Origin of the sequence: Streptomyces sp. NBC_00287, from assembly GCF_036173105.1 — a bacterium.
Lineage (GTDB): Bacteria > Actinomycetota > Actinomycetes > Streptomycetales > Streptomycetaceae > Streptomyces.
Genome location: NZ_CP108053.1, coordinates 6,020,360 through 6,043,539, shown reverse-complemented (window position 1 = coordinate 6,043,539; position 23,180 = coordinate 6,020,360). Strand labels below are relative to the sequence as shown.

Sequence of the window (23,180 nt, the reverse complement as noted above, 5' to 3'; positions counted from 1 at the left end):
CTCGCGCAACTCCTTATGGCTGACACGCCTTGTTCCCCCTGTTCGAGACGATGTCGGTGGTCTGCCAGACTCCGTCGGCATTCTTTGTGACGCTGGCGTTGTACAGAACGTAGGCGTTCGCCGTCGCCGGCGACCTGTCGACCTTTCCGGTCTTCCTGTTCTTGATGTAGGACTTGCTCTCGTCGGAGCAGTAGGTCACGTAGGCCTTGCTGTCTCCAGAAAGGTTCACCTTGTAGTTGAAGTACCGGGTCTCCCCAACCCACGTCTCGCCATCGTCGACGTACTTCTGCACATAGGTGATATACGCGCTCAAGGCCTTTCCGGTGTTGTAGAAGCCAAGTGCCTTCGTACCCGTGCTTCCTTCGAAGATCGCTTCATCAACAGAGTTGACGCTCAGTGTGCTGTCCGCCAGCGCCGCATCCTTCGTCTCGTCACCTGTCTTCTCGTACTCGAAGACGTTCTTGGCGTCAGACGGGAAGGTGATCTTCGGGCGACCGGCAGAGGCCGTTGCGCTCGGGCTCGGGGAGGTCGAGGTCTCGCTTCCCGCGTCGGCGCCCGCCATCTTGTCGTTGTTTGTGTCCTCGGAGCTGTCGTCGCTCCCGCACGCGGACAGCGTCAGGGCCGCTGCGGCGGTCAGCGTGATCGCTGTGAGGAGGGTGAGGCGGCGGTTCACGGTCGGCTCCCGGTTGGGCGAGGCTTCTCTTGAGCGAACCAACGCTATCCATGGGGGTGCAGCGAGACCAGCGTGAAGCTTGCCGTTCGGTGGGGTATATGTGGCCAAATTGGCCTGCTGCAGCCTCGATTGAGCGGTAGCGGTTGCGTAACACGGCGCGGACCGGTCGCCGCGCCCTGCCGCGAGCGGGCCGTTCCGCTAATGAACGAGCAAAGGAGATACCTCACCTGGATCAGCTCCCGGTAAGTCGGCTTGTGCTCGCCGCGTGGCCCATCCTCCGGTCAGGAGTAGCGCTACTCGGATCGGGGAGTTACTTGCCATGGGGAGACAATGGCGTGACGGGCGAGGGAAGTTGGTCGTGCGGGGCGAGTCGGGTGACGTCACCTTGCCGCTGGAGATCGCCTCGTCGCTTCGTGCCCGCAGGCGGGGGCTGCTCGGGCGGGACTTCGTCGAGGGGGCTCTTCTGCTCTCCCCCGCCAACAGCGTTCACACCTTCGGCATGCGCATCCCCATCGACGTCGCCTATCTCGATCGCCGACTGCGCGTCATCTCCGTACGCACCATGAAGCCGGGGCGGCTCGGGCTGCCACGGCTTCGGGCCCGGCATGTGCTGGAAGCGGAGGCCGGGGCTATGGAGGGGTGGCGGGTGCGGTCCGGCGCGCTGGTCGAGGTGGACACGGACGGAGGGTCGGACGCCCATGACCGGCCGGACTCTGCGGGAACGCCGTCCCTCCCGTCATGATGTGATCGCGACGGAACGGACGACGACGGAGCAAGTCAGGCCCGGCCCCCTTCCGTCATCGAACGGCTTTCCTCACTCCTCGTTCGTGGCTCGCTGAAAACGCGGCCGGACGGTCAGGGCGTCCGGCTGGGGCGGGTAATGCTCGGCGCACGCCTGGCAGGCGTACACGACGAAGCCCGGACCTGAGTTCTGGTGCACCACGGCGACGACGACCGGCGTCTGCGTCATCACCTCGCAGCGCGTACACATCCGCACCGGGGGTCGGGGCCCCTCCTTGCCCCCTGCCCCCCTGCCCCCCTGCCCCCCCCTGCCCCCGTCACGCCACCACCCCTTCCGCGCCGATCACATGGCAGTCGAGGTCCACGCCGAAGTCCGCCGCCAGGACCAGCGCCGCACGACGCCGCGCCTGCCGCGCCCGTTCATGCAGGTGTTCACGATGGGCCTGCTCTGCCGTGACCACGTACGGGCGGACCATGACGGTGGATTCGCCTTTGAGGGGCACGGGGAGGCCGTAGGGGGATCGGTGGGCGGGGAGGTGTGCGACTAAAGGGCGGGACGACGCCGCATGGGTGGGGAGGGCGTCGTGTGTCGGTACGGCAGGGCGTCTTCCCTGCCTTCGCTTGCCTGTGCCGGGCGCGCACACGCCCAGGATCCAGCGCAACAGCGCGTGAATAATCCAACTTAGTACGTCTTAGAACGCCTATACACGTGTTATCTCGCCCTATGCTGCCCTGGGCTGGCCTTTTACGCTCCAGGGCATGATAGAGATCGACCGGAAGAGCATCACTCCGATGTATGTGCAGCTGGCGTCCGCCCTGCGCGAGCGCATCCGACGCGGCGAGATCCCCGTTGGACGACGCATCCCCTCTCATCACGAACTGGAACAAGAGACCGGTGGAACGGTCAGCCGCCGGACGATCAAGTCCGCCATCGAGGCCTGCAGGCCGAGGGAATCGTTCAAGGGGTCATTGCGATGCCCTCCGAGACCCCCGAGGACGACGCGGCTGGCAACTGACCGGCGAAGGGCTCGGCAACTCTCACCTGCAGCGATACAGGATTGCCGACAATTGCGAAAGCTTTTGCTACTCTCGCCTCATGGACTCTGCGGAGCAGTACGGCAAGGATGACGGGCCGGCCCAGAAAGTCAGTGTGTCCATGCCTGCCGGTCGTATCGCGGCAGTCAAGGCCCGTGTGGGCGCACGAGGCTTCTCTGCGTATGTGAGCGCCGCCGTCGAGCGACAGATACAGCGTGATCTTCTGGAGGAGTTGCTCCAGACGAAGGAAGCCGAAACCGGTCCTCCGTCCGCTGACGTCCAGGCCTGGGCGGCGGAGATTTTTCATGAGGCGGAGTCGATGGCAGCGACAGAGCGTGCCGACGTTCACCGCGAGGGGAGCGACGGCCCCGAATGGCACGCGCCCAAAGCCAGTTGAGCCATGGCGTTCTGCTGCTCGACAGTCAGGGTCTGAGCAAGTTCATGGACAACGACGCGCATGTCACCGGTCTCATTCGGATGGCTCAGGCCAAGGACACGCTCGTGGCCCTGAGCAATCTCACAGTGATCGAGGCCTGGCATTCCAAGATCCGCATGGACCGGCTGCGGTGGCATGTGTCACGCCTGGAAGTTCTGCCCGTCACTGACGCGATCACCTGGCGAAGCATTGACCTGTTGCGCAACGCGAATCTGCACGGACACAAGTACGCCATCGATGCGGTCGTGGCCGCGACGGCTCTGAGCTACTCGGGTCCCCGCATCATCGTCACCTCCGACGTCGACGACATGAACAAGCTGTGCGGGGACCGGGTCCGCACCGTGGGCGTGTGACACTCCCACCTCCTCACCGGGTGAGAACCGCGCGAGCGGCGTGGACAGTTGGGGATGCCTGGCCGCCACCTCCGGGCGTACGGCCAACAGGTCAGGCCAGTCGCGCATGGGCGTTGTCGCGCCGCCCGTCACCAGAGCGTCCCCGCCATCGCCATCACGCCGCCCTGGCCCGGATCAAAGAGGCACAGGCCCGCCGGTCCGAGGTACACGCACGGCGCTGGGCGCTACAGGCCGAGATCGACTACCAGCTCGATGTCGGAATCGGAGAACGTCTCGCCGAGGACCTGCGCAAGGACCTCGACGAGGACGGCTGAACCATCGACGGACCTCAGCGCGAATGCGCCTCGGGCCTTACCGCGAGTATGTGACGCGTGACTTGCTGGACCGTCCGGTTCCCGGATCTGTGCAGAGGCGGGCCGGTCGGTTTCGGTACCTACCCTGCAACCTTCCAGGGTCCTTCGGGCGCTCCCTTGTAGGACCCTGCGTCTGGAGGAACCAACTTGACGCACGGGGAAGAGGAGCAGGTGGGAAGAGGACAGCGGGGGAAAGCGCTGGTGGTGTCAGCGCTCGCAGCGGGGGCCATCCTGTTCGGCGCGGTGGCGCCGGCGGCTGCATCGACGCCGATGCCGATCCAGAGCAACAGCAAATCCGAGGACGTGCTGCTGGTGCACGGCTATGACCCGTGGTGGGTGGCGAAGTTCGACTGCAAGGACTACTTCAAGGACGTCATCAAGGGTCTCAAGGACGGCAACTGGACGGGGAAGATCCGCGGGGTCGCCTTCTACAAGGACGACTGGAACTGCGACTTCAGGATCTCCAGCGGAGATCGGGACACCGGCCTCAAGTCCTTGGGGAAGGCCCTCGCCAACAAGATCTACAAGGACTACACCTCCAAGGGGAAGTCCGTCGACCTCGTCGGACACTCCATGGGCGGGCTCATCATCCAGGCCGCACTGACCGGTGTCGCCAAGGGAGAGTCCGGGTTCCCGACGAAGCTGTTCGTCGAGGACGCGGTGACGCTGGGAGCGCCGCACGCCGGCACGAACTGGGGCTGGGGCCACTCTTACCAGCAGACCAAGGACATGCGGAAGGACTCCTCACTGATCAAGTGGCTCAAGGACAACCCGCAGACCACCCAGGGCACCGACTGGACGGCGATCGGCAGCAAGAGCGATGTGATCGTTTCGGAAACGTCGGCGACCGCAGGCGGCTTCAAGCACTGGGTCCGCTACGACAATCTCCCGGACGAAGACCACATGGGGCTCAAGGACGTCCGGACGGGAACCCACAACATGCAGTACCGCAACTCTCCTTCCAACGCGAGCAGTTGGAAGAAGCGCTCCTCGCCCGTTGTCTGGACCGTCTCCTCTCTGTACTACTACACATCGTGGTGACGGCCCCATCACCTCAGCTGACCCATAGCCACTGACTCCGGCGCCGCCGAGACTTCTCCGTCCCGGCGGCGCCGGCCGCCTTTTCGATGCGGTGGGTGCCGAACTACACGGACACAAGTACGCCATTGATGCGTTGGTGGCCGCGACGGCTCTGGGCTACTCGGGTCCCCGCATCATCGTCACCTCCGACCTCGGCGACATGAACAAGCTGTGCGGGGATCGGGTCCGCGTCATGGGCGTGTGGCACTCCCGCGTCCTCGCCGGGCGAGAAGCGCGCGAGCGGCGTGGACAGAGCGAGTGTGGCCGGACGCGGCGCTGACTGGCGGCTTACGACCGGTCGTCCATTCGGCCGCTTTCATACTCGCCCCGGTTCAAGTCGACCGGTGCTGAGCAGCGGCACCCGCTTCATCCTGACTGAGGGCCCGAGGACCGTTCCCCGATCAGCGAAGTACTCAAGACCGCACGCGCCGCGCTGCTCACCTCTTCTGGGTGATGGCGCCGTGGAGACTTTCGAAGAAATTTCAACCGGGCTCCCGGCGCGCCATTGCGGCCATGGTCGAAACCATGCGCGCCGCCGACTCAATCGGCGACAGCGCGTCCGTCGCTCAGCTGCTCATCGCCTGACAGCACACCGCCGAGGTCTACTCCGACCCCGGACTGCTGGCCGCACTGACCGAGGACCACGGCGAAGACTACGGCCCGGCACCGGACCCGCGGGGCGCCGCATGACCGCGGGCCGCGGCGACCGCGCAGCGCCACCAGCACCAGACGGCCACTGGGAGGTCCGCTTCGCAAATGCGGCCTCGGCCAGACGTACTCATGGCCGACCAGGCTTGGATAGTCGGCCTTCTCACTGTTCACAGCAGGTCGCGGGAGAACACAACCAGGGGCGGCTCCGCCCTGCCTGGTGCGTCGGCCAGTTGTGGGTGCCGGGCCACTACCTCTGGGCGTACGCCGAAGAAGTCGGGGTGGATGTCCAGCCGAACGTCCTGCCCCGTCATCACGCCGTCCCAGTCCACGTCCTCCGACAGCCCACGACGGTCGATCACCAGGCCGGTCGTGTCTTCCCTGTCCCTCGCGAAGGCCTGACGGGCGGCGCGAATCACTGTCTCTCTCTCGTCAGCCGTCATCCCGTCGAGCCCGAACTCGACGACGGTCATGTCGGCTTGGTCCAGACGGCGGATTCTGGTGAAGACATCCGTGTCAGCATCCAGCCACAACTGAAAGTTGACCTCGTCTGCGAATTTCAGTTCCAGGGCGGCAAACAGCTCAGAGCGCTCCACCGCAATCTGTTCCCCCCATGACTCAGGACCATTGCTGATCGCGGTGATCACACCGGTCGATGGATTGGTCAGAACGATGCCGTTCGCTTCGAATGCCTCCACGACACGCTCCGCGCTGCCGGCCGACCAGGTCCGTCGGTACCAGTGGAAGAATCCGTCACTCATGGCGACTCACCTCGTGAAGGTGTGCACATTCGTATCTCCCAGGATCCTTCTGGCCGGCCGCAGCGCGGGTTCTGGTGTCCCCTCTTCGAGGTAGACCTGCGCTCGTACGCCCTGCTGCTCCGCCGCGTATTTCAGGATGTGGCACTTCTCCCCGAACTTCGCCAGATTCCGGGCCTTGGCCGGTCCGCCCACGGCAATATACGACCCGTCTCCACCGATGACGTCAACGTCGGTCGTACCGGCACCCGGTTTTGTCACCTTCATACCCGGCTTACCCGGAGCTCCCGACGGGATCGTGCCCTGCGTCAATTCCGCCACCTTCTGCTCTCGGGCGGCGCCGATGCGCTCGGCACGCTCGGGATCCGTTGAGCTCGTCTCCTTCTTCCCCGACGGTGCCGCTTCGTCGCCGGTCGCCGCATCCCCTCGGGAGCCGGCGGCTGCGGCGGCCATCAGCGCGATTCCGGCAATGCCGAGGCGTCCGGCCGTGACAAGGGCTCCGGCCGTCAGTCCGCTCACCGCGCCGCTCCCGGCCAGGGCCAGTCCGGCACCTGGTGGGAAGAGGGCCAGCAGGGAAAACAGGAGCAGGGCGAAGCCGAGGTAGATGAGGAAGCGGTCGAGTGCTTCCAGGAGATGTGCGGTGGGGATCGCTGGTCCGTCGGTGCCGGCTTCGCTCAGGCTTCGCCAGAGCAGCAGCGTTCCCGCCGTGGCGGAACCCAGTGCTGATGCGGTGCGGAAGCGGTGGGTGGCCAATTGTTCGGCCAGTGGGTGGTCGGCCGTCTGCGCCGCCAGGTGCGGAGCAGCGTGGTCAGGATCCAGGCCGTCCACATCAGGGCTGCTATGGCGAAGGCCCGCAGGATCTTCGGGCCGGTGCCCGACGTGAAGAAGTCCTGCAGCTCGGCCGTCGACCTGAACGAGCCGAGTCCGAGGAAGAGGACGGACGGGAGCACGAGAACGTAAGGGACGAGGACGAGCAGCCATCTGCTGCGGGGTGCCGCTCTCACGGCGGATCGAACGCGCCGCCAGGAATGTGCGTTGTCCGTGGTGTCGATTCGGGTGGCGATGTCGGCCACCGCGCGGTGCAAGGAATTGACGGTGGTGGGTGGGGAGGACGTCGTGTGCGTTGTCCCGGAGCCGTAGCAGAGGGCTCGGCGTAGGAGGAGGAAGCGCAGGGCTATCAGTGGGGTCCAGGGGAAGCGTCGGGACGCGTACCGGATCAGCGCGGCCGCGGTGTCGCCGTCCGTCCGCTCCGCCGCCAGCAGTACGCCGGGGACTCTTCGCTTTCCGCGGTGCAGGCAGAGCATGTCCGCCGTCATGGCCAGAAGCAGCGCCAGCAGGGTACGGCCCACAGCTTGGCGTCCAGGGTCTCCAGCCAGTCGCGGGCCTCGCGGGCCGGGCGGCCGGACACGTAGTTGTTCAGGGTGTGGTGGGCCACTGCCGCGCCGAAGGGGATCAGCGCGAGCGGCTTCAGCCGGCTTCGCGCGCGGCACAGGATGCCGACCGCCAGGCCTGCCAGCGCCGTCCATACGAGGTGCGTGAACGTGGGGACCATGACTTCGCCCGTACGCCCCAGGTTCAAGGGGGCTGCCGGGGACGGGAGCCAGGAAGTGAACACCTCGGCAGGGCCCGGGATGTATGGCGCCGACAGGCTGTCCGGGACGATCCAGCCGCCGTGTCGGGACAGGGCCCGGTCAGCGTCCAGGGAGTAGCGAAGGAGTGCTTCCAGTAGGCCGAAGCCCGCGCCGAGGGCTGCTCCCAGGATCGTGAAGTCCGTCAGGCCCCATTGGCGACGGACCTTGGCGTACATGCCTGCCAGCAGCAGGGGGGAGACCTTGACCAGCTCCTCCACCCACGGGGCCGTCGTGTACGCGGTGGTGTTCACCACTTCGATCACAGAGCGGTCCGTCTGGGCTGCGATCACCCTTGTGTAGGTGAACTCCAGGGCCGCGGCCGCCGTTCCACAGGCGTAGACGCCCACCACGACGGTCAGCAGCACGGTGGAAAGGCGCACGGAACGAGTCGGCCACGAGAGGGCGAGGAGCTGAACTACTCCGTACAGTGCCGCTGCGACCATGAGTACGGTCACGTGCGTTCTCCCCGTGGCGGCGTCGCGTCTGCGTCAGTTCTCTGAGCGCGGGAAGCTGACCTCTACCCTTCGGTTCTTCTTGCGGCTGGCCTCTGTTGTGTTCGACGCGATGGGGTATTGCTCGCCGTAACCTCGCACTTCGTACGTGATGTTCGGGTCGTTCAGTTCCGACTTCAGGACGTCTTCTACGGCGTTGGCGCGCTGTTTTGACAGGACGTCGCCGTGGGCCGACGAGCCCAGGTTGTCCGTGAAGCCGAAGACTCGGATCTTTGTTGCCTTCTGAGTGTTGATCTCTTCCGCGATTGCGGCGATACGGGCTTTTGCTTCGTCGTTCAGTCTTGCGCTGTCCTTGGGGAACAGGACCTCTGCCTGCAGCGCGAACTTCACGTCCGCGTTGGTGTCTTCTCGGCGTTCGTCGCCGCTCTGGTCTTCGACGACCTGTTTGATGTCCAGCACCTTGGCTTCGGCGAGGGTGGCGCCCTCGGGGAGCTTCAGGTCGGGGTCGTTGGGGTCTACTTCTACGGGGGCGGTGGCTGTTGCTTCGGTGCCCGGGGGGACGCTCGGGTTTTCGTCCGCGTGGGCCGCGGTTGTGCCGTAGAGGGTCGTGGCGAGCATGACGGTGGCGGCGGCCATGGCTGTGGTGAGGGTCTTGGTCGTCATGGCGGCTGCCTCAGCCGGAGATCTGGATGGTGGCGGCGGCGAATGTGGGGAGTTGGAAGGTTACGTCGGTTGTGCTGGTGGGCGGGGCGGGGAACTGCATGAAGACGGGGATCGAGTCGCCTGCCTTGATCCTCGGCATGTCGGTGGTCGTCAGTGGGCGGCCGTCGGTGTCACGCAGCACGTAATAGCGCTTCTTGCTGGCAGAGTCGACGAGAGTGGCTCCGCCCAGTGACGATCCGTGCCTCAGGATCTCGGTCTCGTCGCCCGCTGTGCGTACCGAAACGCGAGCTGCCTCGTCGCCGTCGTTCTTCAGTTCACCGCTTACGGTCACGAAGCCGCCGGAGTCCCTCTGGGCAGAGGCGATCCGGAGCACCAAGCCCTCCTCGCCCCTGAGCTCGGCCAGCAGTTCGTCCGTCCCCTCCTGAGCACTCGGATTGGACCCGTTGTCCTTCGAGGCCGACGTCGACGCCTCGGGCTTCTTGTCGTCATCCCCCCCGCCTCCGCAGCCGGCCACACCGACGGCCAGACCGGCCGCAACGGTCAACGCGACCATCCCCCTACGGGCCTTCGTAGTGAACCGAATGCTCATGCCTCTGCTTCCTTCATCACTTGTCGTTCGGTTGTCAGTCGGCCAGATGAACGTCGAAGAGGTCCTCCGGACCTGGCAGATCCGTGAGGTCGTCCGGATCCAGGTCCCAATTCCTGTCCTCGCAGGTCAACTGCGGCAGCACTTCGTCTCCGGCGTCCTCGCCGGGAAGCTCGAACGTGCAGCGGGACTCGATCACGGCGATGGCAGACGCCTTCGCGTACTTGCCCTCCGTGCCGGGGACGATGGAGTCTCCGACCGGCTTGTCCATCTGGACTGCGACCTCGTACTCCAAGGGACCCGTCTGCTCGCACGCTTCCACGTGCGCGTCGTTCTGGCCCGCGAGCTGATACGCCCGCCAGCACGAAGGAGTGAGTCCAGCCGCGTAACCGTCGAAGATGTCCTGCCACTGCGTCGGGTCGAGTACGTCCTCCACCCACTTGCCCGCAAGCTGGTCCCGGGTGTCCTGTGCCGCCGCGAGTACCGCCGCATCCGCAGCCGTCTGTGCTCCGTTGCGGTTCGCTGCCGCCTGGCCGACCGCAAGGTAGGCCAACGCAAGAAAGAGCAGGCCCCCCACCACAGTGATGTAGATGGGGAATGCCTGCCCTGCGTCGCCGTACCCGCGGCTCCTGATCAACCGGTGACCTCGTCGATTTTGTCCACGATGGCGTCGTAGATCGTCTGACCGATGTCCGTCCCCGTAATCGCCAACACAATCGCAACGACCACCGCAATGATCCCCAGGTACTCCACCGCCGTCTGCCCCTTGTCGTCCTGGGCTGCGCGGGTGTTGAACCAGTTGTTCATGGTGTTCCCCTCCGGTAGCGGCTGCGGTGCGGGCACCGTAGGGGTGGGGGTGGTGGGGGGTCGAGGGTCCTGGGGCCCAACCGTGGGCCCAAAGTCGGGGCATGTCAGGTCACCCCCAGCCACTTGGCGGCGGCCTGGGCCCGGGTGGTGCTGTGGAGTTTGGCGAAGATGCGGTTGATGTGGTTCTTGACCGTCTTCTCGCTGATGAAGCAGGTGGCGGCGATCTGGTGGTTGGTCATGCCGGATGCGATGAGGTCCATGATCTCCGCCTCCCTCGTGCTGAGTTGGAACTTTGCCCTGCCGGAGGACTGTCCCACATTCGGTTGCACTTGCGAAAGGGGTTCGGGATTATTGGGGGGTGGAGCGGATCCTTCCGTATGCTGATGCGAATCCGCGGTCCTGCGGAGTTGCGCGAGGAGCGCGTCCGCCGCCGTCGTGGTGAAGTGGGGTTTGCCTTGCTTAACGGCCTTTACGGCGTCCACCAGTTGGGCTGCCGTGAACTCGCCGTGGACCAGGTAGCCGTTGGCTCCTCTGCGCAGGGCCTCCTCCACCGTTTGCGATTCCCTGCTGTACGTCAGCATCATCACCGGCGCTATGCCTACCAGGTACGGGAGTGCCGCGATGCCGTCCACGCCTGGCATCTGGACGTCCAGCAACACCACGTCCGGGCGGTGATGGCTCGCTGCCTCGTATGCCTCTCGGCCGTCCGCCGCTTCCGCTACGACCGTGATGTCCTCGCGGCCTGTCAGCAGTGCCGTCAGGCCTGCTCGGACCACCGGGTTGTCGTCGGCCACCACTACTCGGAGGGGGGTGGTCTGTGGTGGGGGTGGGGGGAAGGGGGGCGGTGGTTGGGTGCTTCTTGTGGCGTCTGGCATGGGGGGTGCCTCCGTCAGTTCCTCAGGGTCGGCAAGGGGAGTTCCAGGAGGACTTCCGTGCCCTTCGTGTGGTCGCCTCGGCCCATGCGGATGCGGGCGCCCACCGATGCGGCTCGTTCGACCATGCCGACCAGGCCGAAGTGGCCTGTGCTGCGGAGTCGTTCGAGGGAGGTGTTCGGGGGGAGGCCGCTGCCGTCGTCGTAGACGCTGATGCGGAGCAGGTTGCCGTGTACTCCCGCGCTGACGTCCACCGTGGTGGGGGTGGCGTGGCGGTGGGCGTTTTCCATGGCTTCTGCGGCGATGGAGAGGAGTTGGTCGGCTACCTCGGGGGGGAGGTGGGGGGTGGGGGTGCGGGTGCTTGTCGGGTTGTAGGTCGTGGGGACGCCCGTGCGGGTTGTGAAGTCCCTTGTCTGGGACTTCAGTTGCGTTAGGACGTCCGTCTTGGGGGGCGGCGGCTTCGGCTCTGTGCGTAGGTCCATGAGGAGTTTGCGGGACTCCCCTGCCGCTTGGCGTGTTGCCATCGCTACCAGTTCCGCCTGGTCCTTGATCAGGGTGGGGTTCAGGGGGGTTCTGGTTGCCGTTGCTGCCAGGCCGTCTGCCGCCAGGGCTACTCCGTGCAGTGTCTTTGCCACCGAGTCGTGCATTTCCCTTGCCAGGCGGGCCCGTTCGGCGTTCACGGCTTCTGTCGCGGCCAGGCGGGCTCTGGTGGTGGTCAGGGCCTGGGTTGCTTCGCCGAAGCGGAGCATCAAGTTGCGTAGGGCTGAGCCTGCTGCGCCTGTGATGACGCAGAAGCCGGGGAGCAGGAGTTTCTCAGCGAGGCTTGTGTCGGCGTCTGCTGTGGTGGCGTAGACGAGGAGGAGGATCAGGGACTGGAGGCTGGCGAAGATCGCGGCGGCTCGGTAGCCGTAGGCGATGCCGGCCAGGAGGGGTGTGCAGACGCTGACGTAGGCGAGGGGGGTGTCCGGGCCTGCGGAGACCAGGAGCAGGGCGCCGAAGAGGGTGTCTGCGGCGAGGAGGGTGGGGTGGCGGAGGAGTAGGGGGCCGAAGCGTTCCCAGTCTCTGAAGAGGGCGTAGCTGGCCATGAAGGTGGCGATTACGGCTGCGGCTACGAGGCGGGTGCCCAGGCCGGGGGCGGCGTTCAGGAGGGCGGCGGGGGCGGAGAGGGCGAGCATGGCCAGGCGGAAGGCGAAGACCATGCGGGTGGTTGCCTGTAGGGCGTTTATCTGGAGGGGGATTGCGGGGTCTTTGAGTGCGGGGTTTGTTTTGGTGGGCATCCGGCCTTGAGTGCCGTCGGCCGCCAACGGCGCGTTCCACGGCAGCTGTCCGCTCAAGCCCTGGGGCTCGTTCAGATACGGAGACGTGGTCACCCTCACCGGCACACCCCCCACCCTCAACCCCCTCACCCGAATCCCCAGGCCCATCCCCATCCCCATCCCGATCCCCTACTCCCCCGTAATGGACCCGAAGTCCGTCCCAGACCCCAGCAGCAACCCCGCCCCCAACAGGATCATCGTGGCCGGGACCATGAACGTCGTGATCATCATCGTGGCCTTGGGTACCGCCCTCGCCGCCTTCCGGCGGGCGTTCTGGGCGTCCGTTCTGCGCATGTCCTTCGCCAGGGCCACCAGCGTGTCCACGATCGGCGCCCCCAGCTCCTCCCCCTGCTGGAGTGCCGTTACGAACATGGCGACCTGTTCCGAGTCGTTGCGGCGACGGAGTTCCGCGAAGGCCTGGCGGCGGCTCATGCCGAGGTCCATCTGGCGGAGCGTGATGCGCAGTTCGTCCGCCCAGGGGCCCTCGTAGCGCGAGGCCACGCGGTCGAGGGCCTGGCGGAAGCCCAGGCCCGCGCTCACCACCACCGCCAGTACGTCGAGGAAGTCCGGCAGCGTCCGTTCGATGACGTCCTTGCGGATCCGGATCGCCGACCAGATTCCTACCTCCGTCCAGAACGCGCCGAAGGCGAACAGGAGCAGAGTCACCAGGTACTGGCCCCTCATCAGGAACACCAGTCCGCCCACCGCGCCCAGGAAGCCGTACACCGCTCGGCGCGCCGCGTAGCGGTCGATCGTCAGGCCCCCGGGGTTGCCCGCCAGGTCGATCTTGCGGCGGTACTTCGCCACCTGCTTGGGGCCCATCAGGCGCAGCACCGCGGGCGCGTACCGCATGCCCATGCGGTCGATGAGGGAGTCCACCGCGCCCGTGCGCGTGGCGCCCACCTCCAGCGCCAGCTGCAAGTCACCCGGCAGTTTCGCGTCCGCCCGGTACATGCGGATTCCCGCGAAGACGCCCCACACGCTCACGCCCATCAGCAGGGCCAGCAGCAGTGCCATGTCAGCCCCTCTCAGACGTCGATCCGCGACAGGCGCCGGATCATCACGAAGCCGATCGCGTACAGGGCGAACGCGACGATCACCGCCACCTGTCCCGCCGGTGAGCCCGTCATACGGTCGAGCGCGCCGTCCTTCACGCCGTTCATCAGGAACAGGGATCCGATGCCGAGGGCCGGGACGGCGTACGAGGTCATGCTCACCTGGGAGAGTTGGGTGCGGATCTCCCGGCGGGTCTCCTTGCGCTCCTCCAGGGTCTCCGTGAGGTTGCGCAGGGCGCTGACCACCTGGCCGCCCGCCCTGTTCGAGAGGACGAGGGTCGTCACCAGGACGACGAGTTCGCGGGACGGAAGTCGGTCCGCCAGCTCGCCCAGCGCGTCGTCCATCGAGGCGCCGATCGCCAGCTGGTTGGCCACCTTGGCCAGTTCCTCGCCCGCCGGGGCCTCCAGCTCCTCCGCCGCCATGCCGATGGCCGTGCGGAGGGCGAGACCCGCTTGGGTCGCGTTCGCCAGGATGCGGGCCAACTCCGGGAGTTGGTTGATGAAGCGCTCGATGCGCTTCTGCCGCTGCCAGTTCAGGAACTGGACCGCCGCCCACACCCCCAACATCCCGGCTATCGGGCCGAAGAACGGCGCCAGCGTCGCCTGGCCCACCAGCCACAGGCCCGCCACCGCCGTCAGCATGTAGACGAAGAACTCCCCCGGCGTCACATCCAGGCCCGTCGCCGCCAGCCGCAGTTCCAGCTTGCGGCCCAGCTTCGTACGGCGCAGTCTGCGGTCCAGGTCGCCGAAGCGGCGCCTGCGGCCCCCCACAGCGATCTGGCCCGAGGAGGACAGTCGCTCCACCAGTGCCTGGCGCTGGGCCCGGCCGGCCGCGTAGGCATGGACGCCGGCCACCGCGAGGGCGCAGGTCAGCAATGAAATCCCGGTGGTCAGCGTGATCAGCGTCTCGAACTCCATCGGTTCCTCCCTACCTCGCCGCTCGGATGGCCAACTGCTCCGTGGACCGCGCCACCCCGAACGCCTGTGGCACCGGCTGGTTCGCCATGTAGAGGCGGTCCGCGGTGCGGGGCGGGAGGGGGTAGTACTCGAAGGCGCCGTAGACCCGGCCGTCCGCCGCCATCGGCTGGGCGTGGAAGCGGGCGACCGTGGCCAGTCGGTACGGTTCGCCGCCGTGGCTGTCGAGGATGGCGATCTCGGTGATCCGGCGGGCGCCGTCGGCGAAGCGGGTGAGCTGGATGATGACGTCGATCGCGCTGTTGATCTGGTCGTGCAGCGCCTCGAAGGGGACCTCTACGTCGGACATCGAGGCCAGGGTTTTCAGGCGCATCAACGCGTCCTCCGTGCTGTTGGCGTGCACGGTGGCGAGAGAGCCGTCGTGGCCGGTCGACATCGCCTGGAGCATGTCCAAGGACTCGCCGCCCCGGACCTCACCCACGACTATGCGGTCGGGGCGCATCCGCAGGGAGTTGCGGACCAGGTCGCGGATGGTGACCCTGCCCTGGCCCTCCACGTTCGGGGGGCGGGACTCGAGGCGGATCACATGGCCCTGCTGGAGCTGGAGTTCGGCCGAGTCCTCGATCGTGATGATGCGCTCCACCTCGGGGATCAGGCCCGAGAGCGCGTTGAGCAGCGTCGTCTTCCCCGTGCCGGTCGCGCCCGAGACGATGATGTTGAACTTGGCCTGCACCAGGCCCGCCAGCAGATACACCATGTGCTCGTCGAGCGAGCCCAGGCCGATCATCTCGTGCAGGGTGAAAGAGCGGGGGAAGCGGCGGATGGTCAGGGTCGCGCCGGTCAGCGACAGCGGCGGGATGATCACGTTCACGCGCTCTCCCGACGGCAGGCGCGCGTCCACCATCGGGTTCGACTCGTCCACCCTGCGGTTCACCGTCGACACGATTCGCTCGATGGTCTGCATCAGCTGGTCGTGGGAGGGGAAGCGGAGCGGCAACTGCTCGACCCGGCCTCCCCGTTCCACGAAGATCGCGTCCGGGCCGTTCACCATGATCTCGGTGATCGACGCGTCCTCCAGCAGTGGCTCCAGGATGCCGAGGCCCAGCGCCTCGTCCACCACCCTGCGGATCAGCTGCGAGCGCTCGACCGTCGACAGCACCGGGCCCTCGCGGCTGATGATGTGGCCGAGGACGCGTTCCAGACGGGCCCGGCGTTCGGCCGCGGCGAGCGAACTCATCTCCGCGAGGTCGATCTCCTCCAGGAGCTTGGCCCGGTAGGAGGCGACCAGATGGCCGTCCTCGCCCCTGTGTCCGTTCTCCTCGGGGGAGTTGATCCGTGCCCGCAGGCTCATGGCTCTCGTGCTCCTCAGTGGTCGAGCGGCATGGTGGCGGACTTGGTGGCGTCGCCGAAGTCCCAGCCGGGGACTATGGACGGGATGTCGACGGTCGCGGTGACCCGCACCTCGTCGCCGAGCCCGGCGCTCGCGCACGCGGTCCCGTCGGCCAGCCAGCCGCTCACCGCGGCCTGACAGTCCTGGGCGAACGGCCCGTCCAGCGAGGCACTGCGCGCTCCGGCACGCGCGGCGGTGCCCGCCTGCTGAGCGGTATAGGCGATGAGGCCGATCTGTACGGCCGCCATGGCGACCAGGACGAGGATGGGGATGAACCCCAGGTACTCCAGTGCCACTTGGCCACGGTCACGGCGAGGCAGGCCCATCTGGCAGCGGCCACGGCGAAACAGACCCACCCGGCCACGGCCACGGTCACGCCGAAACACGGCCCCCTGGCCACGGCCACGGCGAAAGCGCCCGTACGACATCTCAGTCCGTCGCCTCCTCAACCGCCCCCGCATGCCCCTCCACCGTGAACGGGAACCCGATCGACCCCGGAAACAGCACCGGGACCTCCAGCCGGACCTCGGCCGTCACATACCCCCCGCCCGTCGCGCACTCCACCTGCGCGCCGCCCTCCCACGCACCCGGCAGCTTGTCCAGCCCGGCGGCCTGGCATGCGCCCTGCCGGGCACCGGGGTCCGCGGCGGTACCCGCCCGTACCGCCTCGTCGGCGGCGTTTCCGGCGAGCGTGAAGGTGTAGCCGAGCAGCGCGCACTGCCACAGCAGCACCAGCGTCAGGATGATCAGCGGAGTCATGCCGAGGAACTCGATCGTGACCTGGCCCCGGTCGTCGCCGCGGCGGAGTGCGCGCATGCCTACCCCCCGATCTCCTTGCGGCGGCGGAAGCTCACCGAGCCCCGCCCACCCCTGCGGTCGACCGCCGCGGCCTTGACCAGGTCCAGTTCGCCCGCGAGGGTCCACAGGGCCTGTTTGACGGTGCTCTTGGCGTCCAGTTCGTGGAGCCGGCCCGCGTCCACGGCGCCCTGGAGCTCCTTGAAGTTCGACGGAATCGCGGTGGCCGCAAGACCGGTGCCGGTGATCTTCTGGATCAGCGGGGGCTGGATCTCGGTCCCGCGGGTGTGCCGGTTGACGACGACCGTGGTCTCCTCCGCCTTGCGGACCTGGAGGCGGTCCCACATGCGTACGGCCCGTTTGGCGCCCCGGACGGCGACCACGTCGGGGGTGGTGACCAGCAACGCCATGTCCGCCATCTCCACGACCGCCGCTCCCGCGCCGCTGAGCTGGGCGCCGCAGTCGACGATCACGACCTCGTAGCGGGAGCGCAGGGCGCTGACGATCTGGCGGGCCGCGCGATCGGTCACCTCCTCGCCGCGTTCGCCGTCGCCCGGCGCGAGCAGCAGGGCGAGCCCGGTGTCATGGCGGAAGACGGCGTCGGCCAGGACGCGCGGGGAGATGTCGGTGATGGTGGCGAGGTCAACGACGGAGCGGCGGAACTGGACGTCCAGGTAGGCGGCGATGTCCCCGGTCTGGAGGTCCATGTCGAGCAGAGCGGCGGGACGGCCGGAGGCCTGGGCGGCGAGGGCGAGTTGGATCGACACCAGCGTCGTCCCGACCCCGCCCTTCGCGCCGCTCACCGTGACGACGGTGCCGCCGACGCCGGTGAACACCTCGAGGGCGCCGCCGAGATGACGCCGTACGCCCGCCGACCAGGAGGCGACCGCCTGGACTCGGCTGGCGAGTTCCTCGTACGACAGAGGCAGCGCCACCAGGCCCCGCGCCCCGTAGTCCATGGCCGCCTGGAAGAGGCCGGGGGACGCGTCCGAGGTGACGAGGATGACGCCGACCGCCGGGAAGCGCAGGGCGACTTCGCGGATCAGTTCCAGGGCCGGGACCGGGCCGATGCGTTCGTGGACGACGACCACCTCGGGCAGTTCGTCGACGGACTCGGCGGCCAGCCGGGCGAGGGTGTCGATCAGCTGGGTGGAGTCGACCACCGGGGCCACCGGCTCGGCGTCCGGGAGCTGGCTGAGCAGGGTCGTGACCGAACGGACCGCGTCCGCGTCACCGACCGCCGGGAGGATCCTCGTGGGCATGCGGGCCTCTCACTTGTCCTTCGCGAGTTCGTACGTCCGGTCCGACTCGGGGACCGTGGTGTCGCTGCCGGGCGCCACCAGCGCGAGCCGGACCCGCTGGGCGAACGACTCGGCGTACGTGAGGCGCTGGGCGTCGATGGTGGACAGCGCGAAGGTGATCGGGACGGCGTCGGTGGGCTGACGGGTGCGGTCGTCGGCGTCGGGTTGCAGGGGGGTCAGATCGCCCACGTCGAGAACCCGGGCGTTGGTGACGATGATCTTGGACTGGGCGGGATCGCCCTCGCGCGCGCCCTCGAAGGTGGCGTACACGTTGACCCTGGCGCCCGGTGTGATCTTGCCCGCGACGCCGGTCGCCGCGTCGATCATGATGGCGACCTCCTGCTGCCCCGGCTCCAGCTCGGGCTGGGCCACGATCATGTCGCTCTGGAGCAGGGAGCCCTTCTTCAGGGTCGTCACCGCGATCTTGCCCTGGATGTCACGGAGGTCGGTGACGGCGTTCTCGGACAGCCAGCGCTCGGGCATCGAGATCTTCTCGAACTGGCCCGCGCCGAGCGGCGAGTACGGGTCGATGTCCGCCTTGAGCCGGTAGGCGGTGACCTCGGGGCCGACCTTGGACTCGGCGTCGTTGATGACGGACAGCACGCCGGCGAAGGCGCCGAGGGCGCAGACGACCGACAGGATCAGGAGTATCACGCCGCGGCGCTGACGGGAGTTCATGAACCGTGCAACCTCATTGGGGGAATCGGTCGGAATCGGTCTGATGCGGCCTGACGGGTTCGGTCAGCCTGCGCGGATCTCGGGTACGGGCGGGGTCGCGGAGCAGAACACACAGCGGTCGCCGATGACGTCGATGCCGCACCAGTGGCAGGCGCTCTGGCGGACCGAGGTGACGAGCTGGTACAGCACGGACAGGTCGGACAGGTAGGCGCAGAACTCGATCAGCCGGCCCGTCCCCCACCACTGCGCCGACTCGGCGGGCAGCGGCACCTCGCGCAGGCCCTGGACGTTCCAGGACTTGGCGAGGGTGTCGGTGACCCAGTCGGACTGGAGCTGGCCTCTGGCGACGAGCATCCGGGTGCCGAACTCCGGTCCGGCCAGGGCGGCTTCGGGGCCGATCCGGACCAGCTGGGGCTCGGGGTGGGCGAGTACGCCGAAGTGGGCGCCCGGGACCCAGGACTTGGCGTGGGACTTGAGCCCGACGGGGACCCGGTCGAGCTTGGCGACGGAGCCGAGGAGCGCCCCGGCGTGGATGTAGTGGGTGAGCAGCCGGCCCGCCGAGGCGAGCACGCCCGGGCTGAGGTCGCAGGAGGCGAGCTGCCGCAACTGGCGGACCAGGACGGCGAGTCCGAGCGGCGGCAGTTCGGGGCGGAACAGGGCGATCCGGTCGCTCTCCATGAGGGAGCGCAGGGTGTGCAGTCGGCGCTCCACGGCGGGGTCGAGCGCCCCGGAGCAGACGACGATGACATGGCCGTACTGCTCGACGACCGCTTGAAGGGCGCTCAAGGACCGGTCGAGCGGTTGCCGGTCCAGGCCCTGGAGCACGACGGCGGGGACGGTCCGTTCGTCCTGTGGCGGCAGCGCCAGGTCGGCACTGGTCACGGCGATGGCAGTTGGCACGCGCAGCTCCCCACTCCCCATGCCCGGTACACCCAGGACACACAGTCGACTTCACTGCGTGACTACCTGAGCACTGTATCCACGGGTCCATGACCGGAGAACAGCGTTTCTGTAGCTATGGAGGAACTGCCGTTTCACAAGTTGCGTCAAAACGGGGCAGGTTGAGCATCTCGGCGGCTCCTCTTGACAAGAGGATTGGTCTGGACCAACTTAATTTGACATGTTCATACGCAGACGATCGACACGTCTCATGACGGGTGCCGTCCTCGCGGCCCTCGCCCTCTCCTTCGCGGGCACCGGCCAGGCGTCCGCCGCCGATGTCAACAACGCCAAGAACGCCGGCTTCGAGTCCGGCCTGACCAACTGGACCTGCTCCGCGAGCAGCGGTACGGCCGTCTCCTCGCCGGTGCACGGCGGCTCGGCCGCCCTGAAGGCGACCCCGGCCGGGCAGGACAACGCCCGCTGTACCCAGGCGGTGGCGGTCCAGCCGAACTCGACGTACACGCTCAGCGCCTGGGTGCAGGGCGGATACGCCTATCTGGGCGTGACCGGCACCGGCACCACGGACGTATCGACGTGGACGCCGGACTCCAGCAGCTGGAAGCAGCTGACCACCACCTTCACCACCGGTTCCGCGACCAGGTCGGTGACCGTGTACACCCACGGCTGGTACGGACAGGCTGCCTACTACGCCGACGACCTCTCGGTGTTCGGCCCCGACGGGGGCGGCGGCACCGACCCGGCGCCGACGATCCCGGGGGCGCCGAGCGGGGTGACGGTGTCCGGGCGGAGCTCGTCGTCGATCTCCCTGGCCTGGAACACGGTCTCGGGCGCGACCGGCTACAACGTCTACCGCAACGGCACCAAGGTCACGGCGGTCAGCGGTACGTCGGCGACCGTGACCGGGCTCGCGGCCTCCACGTCGTACTCCTTCCAGATCACGGCGACCAACTCGGCCGGTGAGTCGCCGAAGTCGGCGGCGGTGACCGGGACGACGACCGCGACTCCGACGGGCCCCGCGCTGCCGAAGCACGCGGTGACCGGGTACTGGCAGAACTTCAACAACGGCGCGACCGTGCAGAAACTCTCGGACGTCCAGTCGCAGTACGACATCATCGCGGTGGCCTTCGCCGACGCGACCGGGACTCCGGGCGCGGTGACCTTCAACCTGGACTCGGCGGGGCTCGGCGGCTACACCGTGGCCCAGTTCAAGGCGGACATCCAGGCGAAGAAGGCAGCCGGGAAGAAGGTCATCATCTCGGTCGGCGGTGAGCGGGGCACGGTGGCGGTGAACGACTCCGCGTCGGCCACGAACTTCGCCAACTCGGTGTACACGCTGATGCAGGAGTACGGCTTCGACGGCGTCGACATCGACCTGGAGAACGGGCTCAACGCGACGTACATGACGCAGGCGCTCAGGTCGCTCTCCTCGAAGGCGGGGTCGTCGCTGATCATCACGATGGCGCCGCAGACCATCGACATGCAGTCGACGTCGAACTCCTACTTCCAGACCGCGCTGAACATCAAGGACATCCTCACGGTCGTCAACATGCAGTACTACAACAGCGGTTCGATGCTGGGCTGCGACGGCAAGGTCTACAGCCAGGGCTCGGTGGACTTCCTGACCGCCCTCGCCTGTATCCAGCTGGAGGGCGGTCTGTCGCCGTCCCAGGTGGGCCTGGGTCTGCCGGCCTCGACCCGGGGCGCGGGCAGCGGGTATGTGTCACCGTCGGTGGTGAACAACGCCCTCGACTGTCTGGCGAAGGGCACCAACTGCGGTTCCTTCAAGCCGTCCAGGACGTATCCCGATCTGCGGGGCGCGATGACCTGGTCGACGAACTGGGACGCGACGGCGGGCAACGCCTGGTCGAACGCGGTGGGTCCGCACGTGCACGCGCTGCCGTAATACCAACCCCGGTCCGTGGTCGGAGTCTTGGGCTCAGAAGAACTCCGACCACGGCTGGTCCCAGATCTGCTTCACGCACAGCACCAGGAACAGCAGGCCCGCGATCGCCAGCATGGAGTTGCTCAAGGAGCCGTTGCGCCACTCCCTGGGTGTGCGGGAGGAGTTGAGCAGCCAGAGCAGGGTCCCGGCCAGGAACGGGAGGAAGGCCGCGCCCAGGACGCCGTAGATGATGATCAGGCGGAAGGGCTGGCCCTGGAAGAGCAGGACGATCGGGGGGAAGGTCAGCCACAGGAGGTAGAGGCGGAAGGGGAGGCTGCGTTCGCGGCTGCCTGTGGCGATCTCCTCGCCGCGGGTCTCGTCGCCCTTGCGGTAGCGCTCGACGAAGTCCGCGAACATCAGGCTCACGCCGTGCCAGACGCCGATGAGTGAGGTGAAGGACGTAGCGAAGAAGCCGATCAGGAAGAACTTCGCGGTCGCCGTGCCGTATTCGGCCTCCAGGATGTCGCTGAGCTGGAGCAGGCCCTTGTCGCCGCTCGCGATGGCGACGTTCGCCGAGTGCAGCAGCTCCGCGCCGACGAAGAGCATCGCGACGACGAAGATGCCGGTGGTGGCGTAGGCGACCCGGTTGTCGAGCCGCATGACCTTCATCCAGCCGGTGTTCGTCCAGCCCTTGGCGTTGACCCAGTAGCCGTACGCGGCAAGGGTGATGGTGCCGCCGACCCCGCCGATCAGGCCGAGGGTGTTGAGGACGGAGTCCTTCTCGTCGGGCAGTACCGGCAGCAGGCCCGCGAAGGCCTCGCCGAGGTTCGGGGTGACCCGGATCGCCAAGTAGACGGTCACCACGAACATGACGCCCACCAGGACCGTCATGACTTTCTCGAAGACCGAGTACCTGTTGAACCAGACGAAGACCAGGCCGACAAGACCGCAGGCGATGCCCCACCACTCCAGGTCCATGACATCGGGGAACAGCGCCTGGAGGGGCAGCGCGCTCGACGACATCGCCGCGGCGCCGTAGACGAAGCCCCAGATCACGACGTAGCCGACGAAGAACCAGGTCGTCCAGCGGCCGAGGCTCGCCCAGCCGTCGAAGAGGGTGCGGCCGGTGGACAGATGCCAGCGGCCCGCCGCCTCGGCGAGGGAGATCTTCACCAGACAGCCGAGGACCGCGGCCCACAACAGCGTGTACCCGAAGCTGCTCCCGGCGATCAGCGTGGCCACCAGGTCTCCGGCGCCGACGCCGGTCGCGGCGACGACGATGCCGGGGCCGATGTACTTCCAACTGGACTTACGGGGGGAGGAGTCGATTCCGTCGGCCTGTGTTGTCTGTGTGTTTGCCTCGCTGTCCGCCATGCAGATCAAGAAACCGCAGCGGGCGCGGGCCGACAAGAGGGCGCGTCAGAGTTCGAACCACACGGTCTTGCGCTGTCCGTCCTGATGGCACCCCCATCTCCGGGCCAGCGCGTCCACCAGGAACATCCCCCGCCCGCTCTCCGAAGTGCCCGCCTCCAGCACCTGCGGAGTGCGCCGGCCGGCGTCCTGGACCTCGCAGCGCAGGACGCCGTGCGCGGCGGACAGGGTCAACCGGAAGCGGCTCGCCGAGTGCAGCAGCGCGTTGGTCGCCAGCTCGCTGACCAGCAGCTCGGCCGTGTCCAGCACGTCGTCCTGACCCGCGAGCCCCCATCCCTCCAGCTGCCTGCGCACCTCCGCGCGGGCCTCGCGGACCGCGGTGGGGCGCGGGTCGTACTCCATGGTCAGATGACCTGCTCCGACGGGCGGTTGACGGTGGGGGCCGTTCCGGAGTTGCAGCATGCTGTCCATGGTCGTCGGGCCAGG

At 67.4% G+C, this 23,180-nt stretch carries 30 protein-coding genes; 7 read left to right on the top strand and 23 right to left on the bottom strand.

The annotated features are described in order from the left end of the window. Positions 1-13: 13 nt before the first annotated feature. On the bottom strand, positions 14-673 hold the full coding sequence (locus OHT76_RS27690) for a hypothetical protein (RefSeq protein ID WP_328873567.1): 660 nt from the start codon (positions 671-673) through the stop codon (positions 14-16). Positions 674-992: 319 nt separating this feature from the next. Between OHT76_RS27690 and OHT76_RS27685 the strand changes: the two genes are divergently transcribed. After that, a complete protein-coding gene (locus OHT76_RS27685; protein ID WP_328873566.1) occupies positions 993-1,415 on the top strand; it encodes a DUF192 domain-containing protein in 423 nt (140 codons plus the stop codon). Positions 1,416-1,487: 72 nt separating this feature from the next. On the opposite strand, the gene OHT76_RS27680 is transcribed toward OHT76_RS27685, so the two are convergent. Continuing rightward, positions 1,488-1,643 carry a hypothetical protein gene (locus OHT76_RS27680; RefSeq protein WP_328873565.1) on the bottom strand — a complete coding sequence of 52 codons (156 nt, stop codon included), beginning with the start codon at positions 1,641-1,643 and terminating at the stop codon, positions 1,488-1,490. Between the two features lie 88 nt (positions 1,644-1,731). After that, positions 1,732-1,917, bottom strand: a complete 186-nt coding sequence (locus OHT76_RS27675; RefSeq protein WP_328873564.1) for a hypothetical protein — start codon at positions 1,915-1,917, stop codon at positions 1,732-1,734. A gap of 593 nt (positions 1,918-2,510) precedes the next feature. On the opposite strand from OHT76_RS27675, the gene OHT76_RS27670 reads away from it, so the two are divergent. From OHT76_RS27670 to OHT76_RS27650, 5 genes are all read left to right on the top strand, one after another. Then, the gene (locus OHT76_RS27670; RefSeq protein ID WP_328873563.1) at positions 2,511-2,846 is read left to right on the top strand and encodes a hypothetical protein; all 336 of its coding nucleotides are present in this window, start codon (positions 2,511-2,513) and stop codon (positions 2,844-2,846) included. After that, positions 2,822-3,238: a type II toxin-antitoxin system VapC family toxin gene (locus tag OHT76_RS27665; RefSeq protein WP_328873562.1), complete on the top strand. Its 417-nt coding sequence runs from the start codon at positions 2,822-2,824 to the stop codon at positions 3,236-3,238. The genes OHT76_RS27670 and OHT76_RS27665 overlap by 25 nt, the downstream gene beginning before the upstream one ends. A gap of 113 nt (positions 3,239-3,351) precedes the next feature. Further along, entirely contained in the window at positions 3,352-3,552 is a 201-nt protein-coding gene (locus OHT76_RS27660; RefSeq protein WP_328873561.1) for a hypothetical protein, read from the top strand. A gap of 243 nt (positions 3,553-3,795) precedes the next feature. After that, positions 3,796-4,632, top strand: a complete 837-nt coding sequence (locus OHT76_RS27655) for an esterase/lipase family protein (protein WP_328873560.1) — start codon at positions 3,796-3,798, stop codon at positions 4,630-4,632. A gap of 136 nt (positions 4,633-4,768) precedes the next feature. Continuing rightward, positions 4,769-4,951 (top strand): hypothetical protein, encoded by a 183-nt coding sequence (locus OHT76_RS27650; RefSeq protein WP_328873559.1) that lies wholly within the window; start codon positions 4,769-4,771, stop codon positions 4,949-4,951. Between the two features lie 538 nt (positions 4,952-5,489). On the opposite strand, the gene OHT76_RS27645 is transcribed toward OHT76_RS27650, so the two are convergent. The 18 genes from OHT76_RS27645 to OHT76_RS27560 form a co-directional block, all read right to left on the bottom strand. Further along, positions 5,490-6,080, bottom strand: coding sequence for a hypothetical protein (locus OHT76_RS27645; protein WP_328873558.1), 591 nt, complete (start codon positions 6,078-6,080; stop codon positions 5,490-5,492). 6 nt (positions 6,081-6,086) lie between these two features. Further along, entirely contained in the window at positions 6,087-6,830 is a 744-nt protein-coding gene (locus tag OHT76_RS27640) for a hypothetical protein (protein ID WP_328873557.1), read from the bottom strand. Then, positions 6,752-7,426, bottom strand: a complete 675-nt coding sequence (locus OHT76_RS27635) for a hypothetical protein (protein ID WP_328873556.1) — start codon at positions 7,424-7,426, stop codon at positions 6,752-6,754. Before OHT76_RS27635 ends, OHT76_RS27640 begins: the two co-directional genes overlap by 79 nt. Beyond that, positions 7,390-8,088, bottom strand: coding sequence for a PrsW family glutamic-type intramembrane protease (locus OHT76_RS27630; RefSeq protein ID WP_328873555.1), 699 nt, complete (start codon positions 8,086-8,088; stop codon positions 7,390-7,392). Before OHT76_RS27630 ends, OHT76_RS27635 begins: the two co-directional genes overlap by 37 nt. A gap of 108 nt (positions 8,089-8,196) precedes the next feature. Continuing rightward, the gene (locus tag OHT76_RS27625; RefSeq protein ID WP_328873554.1) at positions 8,197-8,823 is read right to left on the bottom strand and encodes an OmpA family protein; all 627 of its coding nucleotides are present in this window, start codon (positions 8,821-8,823) and stop codon (positions 8,197-8,199) included. A gap of 10 nt (positions 8,824-8,833) precedes the next feature. After that, positions 8,834-9,412 carry a hypothetical protein gene (locus OHT76_RS27620; protein WP_328873553.1) on the bottom strand — a complete coding sequence of 193 codons (579 nt, stop codon included), beginning with the start codon at positions 9,410-9,412 and terminating at the stop codon, positions 8,834-8,836. A 34-nt stretch (positions 9,413-9,446) separates the two neighbouring features. Further along, positions 9,447-10,043, bottom strand: a complete 597-nt coding sequence (locus OHT76_RS27615) for a pilus assembly protein TadG-related protein (protein ID WP_328876636.1) — start codon at positions 10,041-10,043, stop codon at positions 9,447-9,449. After that, positions 10,043-10,216: a Flp family type IVb pilin gene (locus tag OHT76_RS27610; RefSeq protein WP_328873552.1), complete on the bottom strand. Its 174-nt coding sequence runs from the start codon at positions 10,214-10,216 to the stop codon at positions 10,043-10,045. The genes OHT76_RS27615 and OHT76_RS27610 overlap by 1 nt, the downstream gene beginning before the upstream one ends. 104 nt (positions 10,217-10,320) lie before the next feature. Further along, positions 10,321-11,091, bottom strand: coding sequence for a response regulator transcription factor (locus tag OHT76_RS27605; RefSeq protein ID WP_328873551.1), 771 nt, complete (start codon positions 11,089-11,091; stop codon positions 10,321-10,323). A gap of 14 nt (positions 11,092-11,105) precedes the next feature. Continuing rightward, the gene (locus OHT76_RS27600) at positions 11,106-12,287 is read right to left on the bottom strand and encodes a sensor histidine kinase (protein WP_443049842.1); all 1,182 of its coding nucleotides are present in this window, start codon (positions 12,285-12,287) and stop codon (positions 11,106-11,108) included. Between the two features lie 246 nt (positions 12,288-12,533). Next, complete coding sequence (locus OHT76_RS27595) at positions 12,534-13,421, bottom strand: DUF5936 domain-containing protein (RefSeq protein WP_328873550.1); 888 nt, start codon at positions 13,419-13,421, stop codon at positions 12,534-12,536. Between the two features lie 11 nt (positions 13,422-13,432). Continuing rightward, the gene (locus OHT76_RS27590) at positions 13,433-14,377 is read right to left on the bottom strand and encodes a type II secretion system F family protein (RefSeq protein ID WP_328873549.1); all 945 of its coding nucleotides are present in this window, start codon (positions 14,375-14,377) and stop codon (positions 13,433-13,435) included. A 10-nt stretch (positions 14,378-14,387) separates the two neighbouring features. Then, positions 14,388-15,725, bottom strand: a complete 1,338-nt coding sequence (locus tag OHT76_RS27585; protein ID WP_328873548.1) for a CpaF family protein — start codon at positions 15,723-15,725, stop codon at positions 14,388-14,390. A 14-nt stretch (positions 15,726-15,739) separates the two neighbouring features. Next, positions 15,740-16,090: a TadE/TadG family type IV pilus assembly protein gene (locus OHT76_RS27580; protein ID WP_328876634.1), complete on the bottom strand. Its 351-nt coding sequence runs from the start codon at positions 16,088-16,090 to the stop codon at positions 15,740-15,742. A 103-nt stretch (positions 16,091-16,193) separates the two neighbouring features. Next, a complete protein-coding gene (locus OHT76_RS27575) occupies positions 16,194-16,580 on the bottom strand; it encodes a TadE/TadG family type IV pilus assembly protein (protein WP_328873547.1) in 387 nt (128 codons plus the stop codon). Between the two features lie 2 nt (positions 16,581-16,582). Beyond that, positions 16,583-17,821, bottom strand: a complete 1,239-nt coding sequence (locus tag OHT76_RS27570; RefSeq protein WP_328873546.1) for an AAA family ATPase — start codon at positions 17,819-17,821, stop codon at positions 16,583-16,585. A 9-nt stretch (positions 17,822-17,830) separates the two neighbouring features. Further along, entirely contained in the window at positions 17,831-18,538 is a 708-nt protein-coding gene (gene cpaB / locus OHT76_RS27565) for a Flp pilus assembly protein CpaB (protein ID WP_328873545.1), read from the bottom strand. Positions 18,539-18,601: 63 nt separating this feature from the next. After that, positions 18,602-19,459 (bottom strand): hypothetical protein, encoded by an 858-nt coding sequence (locus OHT76_RS27560; RefSeq protein WP_328873544.1) that lies wholly within the window; start codon positions 19,457-19,459, stop codon positions 18,602-18,604. Positions 19,460-19,658: 199 nt separating this feature from the next. On the opposite strand from OHT76_RS27560, the gene OHT76_RS27555 reads away from it, so the two are divergent. Further along, on the top strand, positions 19,659-21,344 hold the full coding sequence (locus OHT76_RS27555) for a chitinase (protein WP_443049841.1): 1,686 nt from the start codon (positions 19,659-19,661) through the stop codon (positions 21,342-21,344). A gap of 33 nt (positions 21,345-21,377) precedes the next feature. Here the strand turns inward: OHT76_RS27555 and OHT76_RS27550 are convergent, their stop codons facing one another. Then, positions 21,378-22,697 carry an Nramp family divalent metal transporter gene (locus OHT76_RS27550; RefSeq protein ID WP_328873542.1) on the bottom strand — a complete coding sequence of 440 codons (1,320 nt, stop codon included), beginning with the start codon at positions 22,695-22,697 and terminating at the stop codon, positions 21,378-21,380. A 45-nt stretch (positions 22,698-22,742) separates the two neighbouring features. Beyond that, a complete protein-coding gene (locus OHT76_RS27545) occupies positions 22,743-23,156 on the bottom strand; it encodes an ATP-binding protein (RefSeq protein ID WP_328873541.1) in 414 nt (137 codons plus the stop codon). Positions 23,157-23,180: the final 24 nt, after the last annotated feature.

What these genes read in the sequence shown, in the direction of transcription:
- OHT76_RS27575 (WP_328873547.1), bottom strand. Translation starts at nt 16,580, where the DNA reads ATGCGCGCACTCCGCCGCGGCGACGACCGGGGCCAGGTCACGATCGAG.
- OHT76_RS27560 (WP_328873544.1), bottom strand. Translation starts at nt 19,459, where the DNA reads ATGGGGAGTGGGGAGCTGCGCGTGCCAACTGCCATCGCCGTGACCAGT.
- OHT76_RS27550 (WP_328873542.1), bottom strand. Translation starts at nt 22,697, where the DNA reads ATGGCGGACAGCGAGGCAAACACACAGACAACACAGGCCGACGGAATC.
- OHT76_RS27665 (WP_328873562.1), top strand. Translation starts at nt 2,822, where the DNA reads ATGGCACGCGCCCAAAGCCAGTTGAGCCATGGCGTTCTGCTGCTCGAC.
- OHT76_RS27545 (WP_328873541.1), bottom strand. Translation starts at nt 23,156, where the DNA reads ATGCTGCAACTCCGGAACGGCCCCCACCGTCAACCGCCCGTCGGAGCA.
- OHT76_RS27580 (WP_328876634.1), bottom strand. Translation starts at nt 16,090, where the DNA reads ATGGGCCTGCCTCGCCGTGACCGTGGCCAAGTGGCACTGGAGTACCTG.
- OHT76_RS27670 (WP_328873563.1), top strand. Translation starts at nt 2,511, where the DNA reads ATGGACTCTGCGGAGCAGTACGGCAAGGATGACGGGCCGGCCCAGAAA.
- OHT76_RS27605 (WP_328873551.1), bottom strand. Translation starts at nt 11,091, where the DNA reads ATGCCAGACGCCACAAGAAGCACCCAACCACCGCCCCCCTTCCCCCCA.
- OHT76_RS27685 (WP_328873566.1), top strand. Translation starts at nt 993, where the DNA reads ATGGGGAGACAATGGCGTGACGGGCGAGGGAAGTTGGTCGTGCGGGGC.
- OHT76_RS27595 (WP_328873550.1), bottom strand. Translation starts at nt 13,421, where the DNA reads ATGGCACTGCTGCTGGCCCTGCTGATGGGCGTGAGCGTGTGGGGCGTC.
- OHT76_RS27555 (WP_443049841.1), top strand. Translation starts at nt 19,659, where the DNA reads ATGTTCATACGCAGACGATCGACACGTCTCATGACGGGTGCCGTCCTC.
- OHT76_RS27620 (WP_328873553.1), bottom strand. Translation starts at nt 9,412, where the DNA reads ATGAGCATTCGGTTCACTACGAAGGCCCGTAGGGGGATGGTCGCGTTG.
- OHT76_RS27610 (WP_328873552.1), bottom strand. Translation starts at nt 10,216, where the DNA reads ATGAACAACTGGTTCAACACCCGCGCAGCCCAGGACGACAAGGGGCAG.
- OHT76_RS27570 (WP_328873546.1), bottom strand. Translation starts at nt 17,821, where the DNA reads ATGCCCACGAGGATCCTCCCGGCGGTCGGTGACGCGGACGCGGTCCGT.
- OHT76_RS27585 (WP_328873548.1), bottom strand. Translation starts at nt 15,725, where the DNA reads ATGAGCCTGCGGGCACGGATCAACTCCCCCGAGGAGAACGGACACAGG.
- OHT76_RS27590 (WP_328873549.1), bottom strand. Translation starts at nt 14,377, where the DNA reads ATGGAGTTCGAGACGCTGATCACGCTGACCACCGGGATTTCATTGCTG.
- OHT76_RS27645 (WP_328873558.1), bottom strand. Translation starts at nt 6,080, where the DNA reads ATGAGTGACGGATTCTTCCACTGGTACCGACGGACCTGGTCGGCCGGC.
- OHT76_RS27600 (WP_443049842.1), bottom strand. Translation starts at nt 12,287, where the DNA reads ATGGTCTTCGCCTTCCGCCTGGCCATGCTCGCCCTCTCCGCCCCCGCC.
- cpaB (WP_328873545.1), bottom strand. Translation starts at nt 18,538, where the DNA reads ATGAACTCCCGTCAGCGCCGCGGCGTGATACTCCTGATCCTGTCGGTC.
- OHT76_RS27625 (WP_328873554.1), bottom strand. Translation starts at nt 8,823, where the DNA reads ATGACGACCAAGACCCTCACCACAGCCATGGCCGCCGCCACCGTCATG.
- OHT76_RS27680 (WP_328873565.1), bottom strand. Translation starts at nt 1,643, where the DNA reads ATGACGCAGACGCCGGTCGTCGTCGCCGTGGTGCACCAGAACTCAGGT.